This window comes from Actinoplanes sichuanensis, assembly GCF_033097365.1.
In the GTDB taxonomy this organism is placed as follows: Bacteria; Actinomycetota; Actinomycetes; order Mycobacteriales; family Micromonosporaceae; genus Actinoplanes; species Actinoplanes sichuanensis.
Genome location: NZ_AP028461.1, coordinates 6,561,031 through 6,574,754, shown reverse-complemented (window position 1 = coordinate 6,574,754; position 13,724 = coordinate 6,561,031). Strand labels below are relative to the sequence as shown.

The 13,724-nt window shown below is 68.8% G+C and carries 8 protein-coding genes; 2 read left to right on the top strand and 6 right to left on the bottom strand.

Annotation, left to right across the window (positions count from 1 at the left end):
• Positions 1-36 precede the first annotated feature (36 nt).
• From Q0Z83_RS30400 to Q0Z83_RS30385, 4 genes are read right to left on the bottom strand one after another with little or no spacing between them, the layout of a single operon-like run.
• A complete protein-coding gene (locus Q0Z83_RS30400; RefSeq protein WP_317786663.1) occupies positions 37-813 on the bottom strand; it encodes an ABC transporter ATP-binding protein in 777 nt (258 codons plus the stop codon).
• A 9-nt stretch (positions 814-822) separates the two neighbouring features.
• On the bottom strand, positions 823-1,599 hold the full coding sequence (locus Q0Z83_RS30395) for an ABC transporter permease (RefSeq protein WP_317786662.1): 777 nt from the start codon (positions 1,597-1,599) through the stop codon (positions 823-825).
• Complete coding sequence (locus tag Q0Z83_RS30390; protein WP_317786661.1) at positions 1,599-2,402, bottom strand: ABC transporter permease; 804 nt, start codon at positions 2,400-2,402, stop codon at positions 1,599-1,601. Before Q0Z83_RS30390 ends, Q0Z83_RS30395 begins: the two co-directional genes overlap by 1 nt.
• Positions 2,399-3,358, bottom strand: coding sequence for an ABC transporter substrate-binding protein (locus Q0Z83_RS30385; RefSeq protein WP_317786660.1), 960 nt, complete (start codon positions 3,356-3,358; stop codon positions 2,399-2,401). Before Q0Z83_RS30385 ends, Q0Z83_RS30390 begins: the two co-directional genes overlap by 4 nt.
• Before the next feature lie 100 nt (positions 3,359-3,458).
• On the opposite strand from Q0Z83_RS30385, the gene Q0Z83_RS30380 reads away from it, so the two are divergent.
• Both Q0Z83_RS30380 and Q0Z83_RS30375 read left to right on the top strand, forming a co-directional pair.
• Entirely contained in the window at positions 3,459-4,241 is a 783-nt protein-coding gene (locus Q0Z83_RS30380; RefSeq protein ID WP_317786659.1) for an IclR family transcriptional regulator domain-containing protein, read from the top strand.
• Between the two features lie 342 nt (positions 4,242-4,583).
• Complete coding sequence (locus Q0Z83_RS30375) at positions 4,584-6,908, top strand: putative bifunctional diguanylate cyclase/phosphodiesterase (RefSeq protein WP_378078122.1); 2,325 nt, start codon at positions 4,584-4,586, stop codon at positions 6,906-6,908.
• Positions 6,909-6,942: 34 nt separating this feature from the next.
• Here the strand turns inward: Q0Z83_RS30375 and Q0Z83_RS30370 are convergent, their stop codons facing one another.
• Positions 6,943-7,815 carry a hypothetical protein gene (locus tag Q0Z83_RS30370; RefSeq protein WP_317786657.1) on the bottom strand — a complete coding sequence of 291 codons (873 nt, stop codon included), beginning with the start codon at positions 7,813-7,815 and terminating at the stop codon, positions 6,943-6,945.
• On the bottom strand, positions 7,812-13,721 hold the full coding sequence (locus tag Q0Z83_RS30365; protein ID WP_317786656.1) for a toxin glutamine deamidase domain-containing protein: 5,910 nt from the start codon (positions 13,719-13,721) through the stop codon (positions 7,812-7,814). The genes Q0Z83_RS30370 and Q0Z83_RS30365 overlap by 4 nt, the downstream gene beginning before the upstream one ends.
• Between the last annotated feature and the right edge of the window lie 3 nt (positions 13,722-13,724).

Here is a 13,724-nt window from a genome sequence, read left to right as displayed (position 1 = left end):
CTCGTACGGATGACCGGGCCCTTTTGTTCTGCGGGTTTATTGTCCGGCGTTCTTCTTCGCCGCCTGGATCTGCTCGTAGACCCTGGTCCGCATCGCGATGAACGCCGGGTCGGCCCGGGTGGTCAGCTGGTCGCGCTCGGCCGGCAGGTCGATGACCAACTCGTCCTGCACCACGGTAGGTGACGACGACAGCATCACCACCCGCTGCCCCAGATACACCGACTCGTCGATGTCGTGGGTGACGAACAGGATCGTCACACCGAGCCGTTTCCACAGCTTACGGACCAGGTCCTCGAGGTCGGCGCGGGTCTGCGCGTCGACCGCCGCGAACGGCTCGTCCATCAGCAGCGTCTGCGGCTCATAGGCGACCGCCCGGGCGATCGCCACCCGCTGTTGCATGCCGCCGGAGAGCTGCCACGGGTAGGCCGACTCGGAGCCGGACAGGCCGACCGCGTCCAGCGACTGCTCCACCAGTTCGGCCCGGCGGGCCTTGGCCACCTTCTTCTGCTTGAGCGGCAGCTCCACGTTGTCCCGCACGCTCATCCAGGGGAACAGGCTCCGCCCGTACTCCTGGAAGACCACCGCCATGCCCTCCGGCGGACCGTCGACCGCCTTGCCGTTGACGCGGACGTCCCCGCCGGTCGGGTCGAGCAGGCCGGAGATGCAGCGCAGCAGCGTCGTCTTGCCGCAGCCGGACGGGCCGACCAGGCAGACCAGATCGCCGTTGTCCACAGTGAACGTCAGGTCCCGAAGCGCTTCGACCTCGCGACTTCCGGACCGGTAGACCTTCCGCAATCCCTTGACTTCGAGCATCGTCGCCCCCTAGCCGGCGCGCTGCGCCGCGCGCAGGCCCTCGTACCACCGCAGAACCCGCCGCTCGGCGAGCCGGAAAAGCAGCGACAGCATGAAACCGAGCAGGCCGAGCAGGATGATCCCGCTCCACATCTCGGGGATCGCGAAGCTGCGCTGGAACTGCACGATGGTGAAACCGAGACCGTTGCTCGCGGCGAACATCTCGCTGATCACCATCAGGATGATCGCGATGGACAGCGCCTGGCGCAGTCCGGCCGCGATCTGCGGGCTGGCCGACGGCAGCACCACGTGGGTGAGCCGGGCCGGCCCGTTCACCCCGTACGAGCGTGCGGTGTCCAGCACCACGCTGTCCACCGCGCGGACGCCCTCCACCGTGTTCAGCAGGATCGGCCAGATGCACCCGAACACGATGACGGTGACCTTCATGCCGTTCCCGATCCCGGCGAACAGCATGATCACCGGCACCAGCACCGGCGGCGGGATGGCCCGGAAGAACTCCAGAACCGGCTCCATCGTGGCGCGCAGCCGGCGGTTCAGGCCGATCGCCACACCCAGACCGATGCCGATCAGAGCGGCCAGCAGGTATCCGGCGAACAGGCGCAACAGGCTCGGCAGCACGTCGGCCTTCAGACGCTCGGTCTGCCAGGTGTCGCCGAACGCGGTCAGGATCTTGGACAGCGGCGGGGCGTAGAAGTTCGTGCTGCCGGCACTGAACACGTACCAGCCCACGAACAGGACCAGCGGCAAAGCGACCGCCAGCCCGACTCTCTTGGCGATGGTCACCATCACACAGGCACCTCTCCCCGCACGGACTGGTGCCAGGCGAGCAGGCGGCGCTCGCCGGTACGAGCCAGCAGGTTGATCAGGACACCGAGGATGCCGGTGACGACGACCAGGGCGTACATGGTGGGCACGGCGTCCGAGGACTGGGCGACCGCGATCTCCTTGCCCAGGCCCGGCGAGCCGATCACGAGTTCGGCGGTGATCGCCAGGACCAGAGCCACCGAGGCGGCCAGGCGGATGCCGGTGAACACGTACGGCAGGGCAGTCGGCCACAGCACGTACCGGATCCGGGCCCACGCCGAGAAGCGGAAACTCTTCGCGGTCTCGAAGGCGACCGGATCCACGTCCGCCACCCCGTACAGGACCTGGACCAGGACCTGCCAGAACGAGGCGTAGCAGACCAGCAGCAGGGTCGAGCCCAGGTCGGTGCCGTACATCAGCACCGCGAGCGGGATCAGCGCCACCGACGGGATCGGCCGCAGGAACTCGACTGTCGACGCGGTCAGCGCCCGCAACACCGGAACCGACCCGATCACCAGGCCGGCCAGCACCCCGGCGACGACCGCGATGGCCAGGCCGATCGCCCACGCGACCATGGTGTCGGACAGCGCCGTCCAGAACGCGGCGTCTGACGCTTCGTCGACCAGGGCGCCCAGGATGGTGCTGGCCGGCGGCAGGAACCGCTCGTCGACCAGCCCGATCCGGGGCGCCAGTTCGATGACGAGGAGCAACCCGGCCAGGCCGGCAACCCCGAGCAGAGCGGGGTTGCCGGACCGGACCGGGTTGGCCGGGCGGGCCGTTGTCACGGCAGCAGCTTCGCCAGGTCCGGAGTACCGGTGAAGATGCCGTCCTTCTCGCCGAGGGACGCCAGGGTCTGCACCGACGCCTCGTTGATCTGGGTCGGCCACTTCGGCAGGACCAGCGACGCGCGCAGCTTCTCGTCGATCTTGGTGTATGAACCGAGGATCGTGCGGACCTCGTCCGGGTGCGAGTCGGCGTAGGTCAGCGACTCGTTGATCGCCTCGGTGAAGCGCTTGACCAGGTCGGCGTTCTCGGCGATCAGCTTCTCCGAGGTGAAGTACGCGGCGACGGTCAGGTTCGGGGCGGCGTCGACGAAGGTCGAGGCGATCTCCCGGCCACCGGCGGCCTTGATCGTGGACAGCTGCGGCTCGACCACCCACGCGGCGTCGACCTCGCCCTTCTCCAGGGCGGCGGGCATGGTCGGGAAGGCCATCTCGACGAAGTTCAGCGTCTTGTCGTCGCCGCCGGCCTTGCGGACCGACTCGCGGGTGACGGTGTCGCCGATGTTCTTCAGCGTGTTCACCGAGATCTTCTTGCCGGCCAGGTCCTTCGCCGTCTTGATCGGGCTGTCCGCCTTCACGACCACGGCGCCGAAGTCCTTGCCGGCCTCGCCGGTCGACGAAACACCGGCGGCGACCGCCTTGATCGGCAGACCCTTGGTCTGGGCGATCATCAGGGAGGTCAGGTTGGAGAAGCCGAACTGGGTCTGGTTGTTCACCACACCCGGCACGATCGCGGCGCCACCCTGACCGGCTTCCAGGGTGAGCTCGATGTTGCGGTTCTTGAAGAAGCCCTTCTGCTGCCCCAGGTAGATCGGGGCCACGTCGACGATCGGGATGACGCCGACCTTGACCTGGTCGGCACCGCCCTCGGTCTTCGCCCCGCCGCCGGAATCGGAACCACAGGCCACCAGGGAGCCGGCGAGCGCAGCCGCCGCGAGCCCCGCGAGAAGTCGCCGCATATTTACTCCTTCGAAATGTGTGCGCATGACGAACGTGAGTTCTCATGGAGAACGCTATGATGTGCCCCGTGTCACGTCAACGATTCGGGTCGATCATCTGATGCCGCGCGAACCGTACTACGTTCAGTCGCTGGAGCGGGGACTGGCGGTGATCCGCGCGTTCGACGCACAGCACTCCGAGCTCACGCTCAGTGACGTCGCCCGGGTCTGCGGCCTCACCCGGGCCGCGGCCCGCCGGTTCCTGCTCACCCTCACCGATCTCGGGTACGTGCGCACCGACGGGCGGCTGTTCTCGCTGGCCCCGCGGGTGCTCGAGCTCGGGTACTCGTACCTCTCCAGCATCTCGCTGCCGGAAGTCGCCGAACCGCACCTCGAACGTCTCGTCGCCGAGGTCCGCGAATCGTCGTCGATGTCCGTGCTCGACGGTGACGATATCGTGTATGTGGCCCGTGTCCCGACAAGTAGGATCATGCGGGTCGCCATCAATGTGGGCACCCGATTCCCGGCATACGCCACATCGATGGGCCGGGTCATCCTCGCCGGGCTACCCGCCGCCGAGTTGGAGGCCTACCTGGGCCGGGCCAAACTCGAACCCCTCACCGACCGGACCATCTGTACGCCGGACGCGCTCCGCGCCGAACTCGTGCAGGTCAGGCGGCAGGGCCACGCGATCGTCGACCAGGAACTCGAGGAGGGCCTGCGCGCGATCGCCGCCCCGATCCGGGACCGCGCGGGCACCGTGACCGGAGCCGTCAACGTCTCCATCCACGCGGCCCGAGCCACCGTCGACGACATCCGGGCGCGCATCCTGCCCCCGCTGCTCGCCGCCACCGCGGCCATCGAGGCCGACCTGAAGATCGCCCCGCGCCGCTCGGCCTCCTGACAGCCCCTCGCGCCGTCCGTCTCGCGTCGGCTCGGCCCGCCCTTCGTCTTGGCCGCCGGCCCACCCGTCCTGTCCGGCTGCTGCGGGTCGGTGACGTTCCGCGCCGCTGCGGCGCTGTCACTCTTGTGGACGAGGTAGGCGGACTCCGGGTCGCGTTCGGCGGCGTGCATCGCGGTATCCGCGCGCCGCAGCGGGTCTGCCACGTCGTCGCCGGCCGTGCCCATGGCGTGGATGCGCGGCGGCCCGCCCCGGGTGAGCCGGGTGCTCAACTCCGGCCGGGTCCGGCCGATGGTGACCGTCGTGCCGAGACTTGTGCGTGTCCCCGGATGGCTGGTCTGGCTGATGTGCGGGCTGGTCGTCGCCGTCGGATACACCGCACTGCCCTACGGGTGGGTTTCTCTCACCGTCTCGACCGCCGTCTCTGCCGGATCCTGCGTCGTCATGATGGCCGGCACCCGTCGCAACCGTCCGGCCTCGGCCGGCAACTGGTACCTCTTCGTGAGCGGAGTCGCCACCTGGATCCTCGGCGACATCGTCTACGCCGTCCAGATCCTGGTCGGTGGTGCGGCCGCTTTCCCCTCCTGGGCCGACGCCCTTTACCTCGGCGCCTACCCGATGCTCACGGTCGCGCTCTTCCGCCTCACCAGGGAACGCCGCACCGACCGCGGTTTCCTCAGCGGCAACCTCATCGACTCCGCGATCATCGGTGTCGGCGTCGGCATCGTCTACTGGACCTTCATGATCGAGCCGGTCGTCACGGACTCCTCGATACCGGTCCTCACCCGCCTGGTCACCGCCGGATACCCGACGGTAGGCGTCCTGCTCTGCGCCGTGATCACGCCGATCCTGCTGCGCCGCGGCCCGCGCAGCCCCAGCCTGTGGCTGCTTACCGCGGGCAGCGCCATCACACTGGCCGGCAACATCTCCTACACACTCCTGCCCCATGCGGTAGACCCGGTCTATCTCTACGCCGGATACCTCGTCGCCTACACCTGCTGGGCCGCCGCGGCCGCCCACCCATCGATGGCCCGGCCGGTCACCGGCGACCGGGACGGCCTCGGCCGCAGTCGCCTGCTCGTCCTCACCGGCTCCACCCTTCTCGTCCCCGCCGTGCTCCTGGTCCAGGGTGAACACGGCGGCGGCCGGGTCAGCTGGGCCGCCGTGGCCGTCGGCTCGATGGCCCTCTTCGTCCTCGTCGCCACACGCATGAGCGGCTACGTCTCGCGTGTCGACATACAGGCCCGACAGCTACGCGAACTGGCCATGCGCGACGACCTCACCGGCCTGCCCAACCGCCGCGACTTCGAACAGCGGGCCACCCTCGCCGTACAAACCGCCCCCTGTCACATGATCATGATCGACCTGGCCGGCTTCAAACACGTCAACGACCGCCTTGGCCGCGCCGTCGGTGACCAGGCCCTGATCGCCGTCGCCGAACTGCTCCGCCAGAGCATCCGCGACGGCGACGTGGTGGCCCGGATGGGCGCCGACGAATTCGCCGTCCTCGTCCACGACACGCTGCCCGGCGACGGCGAGGCCGTGGCCGGCCGTCTCGCCGAGGTGTTGCGACACCCCGTCCACGCCGGCGAGCACGAACTACTCCTCAACGCCCGCATGGGCGTCGCCTCCTCTGCTCCCTCGGCCCTGCCCGCTACCTCTTCGGGCCCGCGTCTGTCGTCTATCTCCTCTTCGGCCCTGCCCTCGTCTTCTACTTCTTCTATCGCCGACCGTGCCGGAACCGGTTCTGTCTCCGGAGCCTCCTCTGGTGTGTCGGGCGTCTCTCTCGACGGTGCGGCCGAGCTGATCCGCCGCGCCGACACGGCCCGGTACGCGGCCAAGACCAGCGGCGGCCAGCTCGTCGAATACACGCCGGAGCTGGACGAACGCACCGAAGCCGCCGAGCGGCTCGGCGCCGACCTGCGGCACAGCCTCGACGACGGCGACTTTCAGGTCGTCTACCAGCCGATCATCGACCTTCGCGACGATCGCCCGGTCGCCGTCGAGGCCCTGGTGCGATGGACCCATCCGGTACGCGGGCCGGTCAGCCCCGCCGCGTTCATCCCCGTCGCCGAGGACAACGGCCTGATCGTCGAACTCGGCGAGTGGATCATGCGAACCGCGTGCCGACGGCTCGCCGACTGGCGTACCACCCTGGGCGCGGAGGCGCCGCTCTACATCAGCGTCAATGTGTCCCCGCGCCAGCTGAGCGAACCCGGCTTCCCGGCCGTCGTCCTGGCGATCCTGGCCGAGACCGGCCTTGAGCCGGCCGCCCTCCTGGTCGAGGTGACCGAGACCGCCATCTTCGGCGGCGGCACCGCCATCGAGGCCGTCGAGACCCTGCACCGGGCCGGCATCCGGATAGCTTTGGACGACTTCGGCACCGGGCACTCATCGCTGGGCCTGCTCCGTACCGTGCCGGTCGATGTCTTGAAGATCGACAAGTCTTTCGTCGACGAGATCACCGAACCGGGGCGACGCGCGGTCGTCGTCGACGCCCTCATCCACGTCTGCGCGGGCTTGGACCTGCGGGCGGTCGCGGAGGGGGTGGAAACGGCGGAGCAGGCCGAATATCTGCGCGAACTCGGCTACCACTACGCCCAGGGCTACCATTTCGGCCGCCCGGTCCCCGACCCGATCACCCCGGTGGCGGACACGCTGCCGGTTTGACCGGATGGGTTTGGCTGGACGCGGACTGGCGGGGCTATTTGTCAGCGGTCCGCGGCATGCTGTGCCAGGGCAGAGGATCTGTGGTCCGATGCCACCACCAGCGGTCCGGCACCGGGCCGCTGGCAGCGGTGAGAGATTCGCCCCGGTCATCGACAGTGGCGACGGTGAAATGGCTGTCGATCGTCTCCAGGGCAGTCACGAACTCGGCTCGAAGCGAAATCGGAAGCACCTCGAAGGCGTCGCCTAGCTTGTCCCGTAGTTCCATGTCATCCCGGTAATAGTCAGGCGGGTACCAGCCGTCCGGGGGCCAGCCGGAGACGAGCCGGGCAACTGCGGCCTCCCAGTTCGCGAGAACCTCGATCGCAGGCTGGACCATGGTCTGCTCCGTCGTCGGGAGCCTTCTCCGCAAACCATCGGCGATCGGCGTCGGCATCCGATACTCGCCGATCACTTCGACGAGAGGCGCCACCGGAACGTCGGGAAGCAGGGGCAGCACGCTTTCCGTGGCGGCTATCCGACGGCCCGATGACAGGAGATTCCCCTTCTCGTCCTCGTCGAGAAGCCGGGCCCGGGTGCGCTGTCCATCAGGTCCCACCAGCCAGTAGGCGCTGGGCGGTAACGGAACAGACTTGTACGCGACGACCGTGTTCAGGCGAGCCGCCAGCCAGGCAGCGGCATCTGCATCCGATGGTGCCGCGACGCTGTCGTTGAAGTAGATGTCCAGGTGGAGCGGAAGGTCGCCGTCCAGATGGGAGACCGTGCAACTGATCGGAGCCGCCCAGTTGCGCTCGTTCACGCCGTCATCACCGACGTCGATCGCTGTCACCGGCAGCGACAGCATCTCGGCGAGGACCTCAGCGAGCGACGACCGGTCGACTTCGTGTCGAAGAAGAAAGAGGTAGCTCACTGCTCGTACGTCCCGTCGTAGATGGCCTTCGCCTTGGCGATCACATGAGGATTCTCGAAGAAACGCGGGTTGAACTTCAGTTGTGGTGCGGCCTCCGGATCGCCATTCGCCCTGGCGATCTCCCTCAGGGCTGTGTATTCATTCCGATCCAGCTTTACGAGACCGACTCCGGAATCCGGGTACACCCGACCGCCAGGTTCCACTCCATATGTGCGGCCGTTGACCCTGTAACGGCTGATTTCTTTCTCCCACTTGGCCTCTCCCGCGGCGATCGCGGCGACATCTTGAGCTGCGGCGTCTTCATATGTTCGCAGGTAGACGCTGTTGTGCTCGTCGGTCTGGCCGGAGCGGACGCCTGAAAGGGTGTGCCGAGGATGCGGCAGTTTGACTACTCCCCATCTCTGGGCCGGACCCACGACAGAATCGGCGACCGGCCAGGTCGGTTCGTTGCGGCCGGCGGGGTCGGCGTTCACGAACGGGGTGGTGCCGTCGGTCATCGGGGTTGGGGTGGCCTGGGGGTCTACTACCAGGGCGTCCATTCGGAGTACGTCGCCTGGTACGTCCAAACCGGTGTGGGTCTGGATCGGGAACGTGCTCACCCGGCGGGACTGGGGGTCCAGGTAGAGGATCGTGCCGTTCTGGTTCACCGCGGCGAAGGCGTGGGTTCGGCCTGCCTGGTCCTGGGTTTCGATGAATGCGAAAGCACCGTGGCCCAACGACGTCAGGTGGGTTCTCAGGCTGATCTCGGCCATCTTCATCTGGACTCGGGCGTCTTCCGGGTCCAGGTTTCCGACGTCGGCCACGCCCTCGAAACGGCCGCCTACCGTGTCCTCGATTCGGGCGGTCACTCCGGTTTCGGCGCCTATCGGGCGGGACGGGTCGCCGTCGTGATAACCGTCGAACGTTCGTGGGGCGGAAACGCGCGGGCGGGCGTGTACGTACGTCTCGTACAGCGACAGGACATTGTCGCCGCAATTGTTCGAGCGGGTCGGGTCGGCTTCCGGGCCGCCGTCGTTCTGCAGGCCGAACCAGTCGCCCTCGCGCGGGTCGGCGTGGCGGATCACGTTGCCGTTCTGGTCGCGGGGCATCGCCCGTTCCAGATCGGTCTGGTGAGTCTTCAGCGGCGGGCGCAGGCCACCGCGACGGTTGTACGGGCGTGCGCGATCGGCCGACGGTGGATGGTCGTTTCCGGTCAGGGCGGATCTGTCGTCGGTTTCCACCGGGCCGGGGGCCAAGTCGCTGGCACTGTCGTTTACCAACTCCCAGTCGTTGCCGGTGAGCTGGACATCATCCATCGGGCCGTCGCCCTCGATGCGTCGCGCCTGGTCGAGAAGATCGTCGGCCTCGGCCTGCAAACGGTTGGCTTCGATCTCGGCGGCGGCGCGGTCCGCGAGGGCGCCCCGATTCGCGTCATAGCGACGGTCCTCGGCGTCCAACGCCTTGTTGTTTGCCTTTTTCCGCAGGTCCCGAGCGGTTTCCTGACGATGCTCATCGGCGAAACGATGCCGCCGCTGATGGCCCTCGTAGTGGTAATTCTCCCGGGCCTGCGCGTCGGCCGCGTCCCGGTCGGCCGTCACCGGCACCGCCGGCGTCGGCGTGGTCTCCGCCAGCCTGGCATGATGCTGGGGCTTGGCGCCGTAGTCAGGATCAAGAACGGACAGCGGGTCCTTGACTGTCGGTCCGTTCATGGAGACCGGATCCAACACCGAGAGCGGATCGAAAACCGGGCGATTCGGCGCGGCGTCCGTTTTCGGAGACGATTCCGATTCGGTACGGCCAAACTCGTCCACAGTCGGAGCCGGCGACAGCGGCACCGTATCCGTCCGTATGGTCAGCTCCTCCGGCCGCACATCGTTGAAGTCGGGTGCGGTATCGGTCCGGGTGGTGAGTTCCTCCGGCCGGACGTCGTTGAAATACGGTTCCGGTTGTTCGGACGGAGGTACATCGTCGGTCCGGATCGTCAGCTCGTCGGGCCGGATGTGATGGAGATCCGGCTGCACTGTGTTCGTCTGCACCGGAGCCGGAGCCGGAGCCGGAGCCGGAGCCGGAGCCGGAGCCGGTGCCGGTGCCGGTGCCGGGGTGGGTGCCGGGGTGGGTGCCGGGGTGGGTGCCGGAGCCGGAGCCGGAGCCGGAGTGGGCGTCGGTGTGGGCGGGGGCGTGGGCGCCGGTCCGGGCGCCGGGGCCGGCGGGACGATCGGAGGAGGCGGCGGCGGAAGCGGCGCCGGCTGGTTGCTGACCGGCGGCACCGGCGGCTGCTGGAGCGCCTGCTGCTGCAACTGGTAGGCGATCGGCGGCGGAGGCGGCGTGGACCGGTTGCTGTAGAACGGCGCCGGCGGCGTGTTCGGAACCGCCATCGGGTTGCCGCTACCGTCGACCATCAAGGCGTTCAGCGCGACGACGTTGCCGTTGCGCGGGGTGCCGTCGTGGCCGTACAGCGTGGGGGGCCGGGTTGCCGAGAAGTTCGCGGAGTCGGCCCACTGGCCCAGCTGCGGGTCGACGAAGACGATGGTCCCGTTGTGGTTGACGGCGTTCCAGGCGTGGGCGCTGCCGTCACCCCACACGTTGATGATCACCGCGGTGGAGCCGTGACCGCCCAGCGCGAGGGTGTCGATGATCTGCTGGAAGCCGTGGTCGACGGCCGCCTTCACCACGGCCTGTGGGCGCGGGTCGTTGTTGATGTCACCATAGAACGGGGCGAGCTGGGTGAAACCGCTGCCGGTCACCCGTTCGGCCCGGAGATGGCCGTCGAACTCGCCGACGTGATTGTCGGTCTGCCCGATGCCGTAGGTGTCCACGGTTCGCGGAGCGGAGACGGTCGGACGGCCGTGCAGGTACGTCTCCAGGAACGACAGGGCACAGTCCAGACAGTTGACACCACGGGTCGGGTCCGCGGCCGGTCCGCCGTCGTTGAGCACCCGCAGCCAGGGCCGGCGGGGGTCCGGATTGCGTTCCGGCTGGTTGTTCGCATCCCGCGGAACGGCCCGCTCCAGGTCCGCCTGATGGATCTGCAGGGGTACGCGGAGCCCGCCCCCGGTCGTGTAGGCCCGGGACAGGCGTGAATTCGCCCGCTGGCCCGGACCCGGAATCGCGGACTGGTCGTTGCTCCAGATCGGCGCGTCGGAGAGGACGCCGCGGTCGGTGTTCGCCGGGAGGAAGCTCGACGAGTTCGTGAGGTTCCACTGGCCGGCCAGGACGGCGCGGGGATCCTTGCGCAGGGCGTCGAGCCGCTTGCTCGCGTCCCGGGCGGCCCGGCGATGGCCGGCCTCCTCCTTGAGCGCGTCCCGGACACCCTTGAAGTCGAGCGCCCGAGCGGCATTGCGTGCGCTGCGCCGGGAGTCCTCCGCGTCGGCGCGCTCCTGGGCGATCTCGGTGGTCAGCGCCTGGTGCCGGAAGTTGTAGATCTCCTGGAACGTGTTCTGCCGGTTTGCGGCGAACTGCGCGAAATATTCTTGCTCGCGAACATTGTCCTGAAAAGTCCGCGGCTGCATGGGAAGCGGCATCGGTACGGGCGCGGTCCCGGCAAGCGCCGGATCGGCACGCCCGGGATCGGGCCGTCCCGGGTCGGGCCGTCCCGAATCGGGCTGCGTGGTGGTACCCGGCTGCGAAGGGCTGGTCGCCGACGGCCCGCTCTGGGTTCCGGGAGTGGCCGGAGCGGCAGGCGAGGTCGAACCAGGGGGAGAAGTGGTGCCCGGGAGGGTCGTGCCCGCCGGAGAGCCGGCATTGGCGGAGGTGACGCCGACCGGAGACGTGGTGTTCGGTGGGGTCGTTCCGGCCGGAGGTGTCGTGCCGACGGGCTGCGGAGTGGCGGGAGCGTGGTGCGGCGCTGGCGTGCTGCTGGTGGGCGTGGTCGTGCTGGTCGACGGCGTCGGGGAGCCGGTCGGGCCGTTGCCCGGATTCCGTCCGCTGTCCAGGTTCTGTGGAGGGGTGCCGTTAGTCGACGGATTCGTGAGGTTCGGCCCGCCGTTGGGGGTGCCGACCGTGGGATTCGTCGTCGAATGACCGCCATTGGCGAGCGACACGTTGGGCGCGGGATTGGCGGAGACATTCGAGGTGGTGGAAACGGACGGCCCGGAAGACACGCTCGGCCCGCTGGACACGGCCGGGTTGGCGGACACGGAAGGCCCGGACGAGTAGCTCGGCCCGGAGGAGACAGCCGGGCCGGTGGAGAGCGGAGTGCCGGAGGAAGCGGACGGGCCGGTGGAGACGGACGGGCCGGGGGAAACCGACGGGCCGGAGGAGACGGACGGGCCGGTGGAGAGCGGCGCGCCGGGGGAGGTGGTCGCGATCATCGGGGACCCGGCCGGTCCGGTATTGCCGGTGGACGGCGCGAGGCCGACCGGCGCGGTGGCGGTCGGCGATCCGGCCGAGGCGGGCGCCGAAGACGGCATGCCGGCGCCGGTGGCGGCGCTACCCGGCGCTTCCACCGGTGGCGCGACCGACGACAGCGTCACGTTGCCCGGCGAGGACGCGGACGAGACGGATGACGCGACATGATCGGCCGCGGTGGTCGACGTCGGCGCGTGCGCGGCAGCCGCCGAGGTCTCGGCGTGACCGGCCGAGGCCACCGCCGACGACGCATCCGACGCCGAATAGGAAGGCCCCGAAACCGACGAATCCGACACCGAATAGGACGACGCCGAAACCCCGGCGGACGAAAAGGACGATCCGGACGAGGTGGAAGGCGCCGAGGTGGAGGACGCCGAGGCGGAGAAGGCCGAGGTGGACGATGTCGAAGTGGAGGACGCCGAGACGGAAGACGCCGAGGAGCCGGAAGACGCCGAGGAGTAAGACGACGAAGCGCCCGCCGACCCCTCGGACGCCCCACCGTTGGACAGGCCGGTGACGGCGGAGCTTCCACCCGTACCGGATGAGGGGTTGGAAACCGACGAGGGACCGTCGAGCTTGAGGTCTCCGTTGAAGCTCGCTCCGAAATCGGAGAAGGCGTCCCGCGTGCCACCGACCGCCGATCCGGCGGCGCCGGAGGTGCCGGCCTTGGCCAGGTCCTCGAACGACGGCAACTGGCCACTCGCGGCCGACCCGCCCAGTTCACCGAAGACCTCACCGGCCGCGCCGCGGAACAGTCCGCCACCCTTATTACCGGCCCCGATCATGGCCCCGCTGGCCGAGGCGCCACCGGCGGCCCCGGCCAGGGTCGACATCCCGAGATCCTTCAGATCGATTCCGTCGGAATGCCCCACCCCGGCCTGATACGTCTGGATGCCGAGGTTGGTGAGGAACTCCTCGCGGGCCTCCTCCTTACCCTCCTTGAGCGCCTTCTTGCCGAGGTTCTGCAGGCCCTTCTTGGTGAGCAGCTCCTTCCCGGCGCGCTTCGCGGTCTCCTTGACGGCGGCCTTGATCGCCTTCTTGGAGAGCTGCGCGATCAGCCGTTTGAAGATCTGCTGGATCGCCATCCGGGTGGCCGCGATGATGCCGCCGGCCGCGGGCGAGGCGGCACCGAGGGTGAGCGCCACGGTGACCGCGAGGCCGATCAGCTCGATGACGAACAGGCCCAGCTCGATCCACGCCTCGAGTTTCGCGGCCTCGATGTCCTGGGCGCACTCGTCGACGACCTTGCCCATCTCGGCGGCGAACGCGACGAGCGCGTTGAGTGGCGCCTCCTCGCCCTCGGCCACCTCTTTCCACGCGGCGATGAACGCGTCGACGGTGGTGCCGCTGCCGCCGTACGCCGCGATGAACTGCCCGGCCGCGTCGGCGGCGTCCTGGCGTGGCGCGGCCATCGAGTCGACCAGGTCATACCACTGGTCGGCGAGGTCCCAGGTGGTCTTCTCGTTACCCTCGGGCCAGTCGAAACCGACGACCCATTCGAGCGCCTCGTACGCCCAGCCGGGCAGGTCCCAGGGCGAGTAGTCGAGCGGATGCGGGATCGGGCTGGGCAGGATCGTCATGCG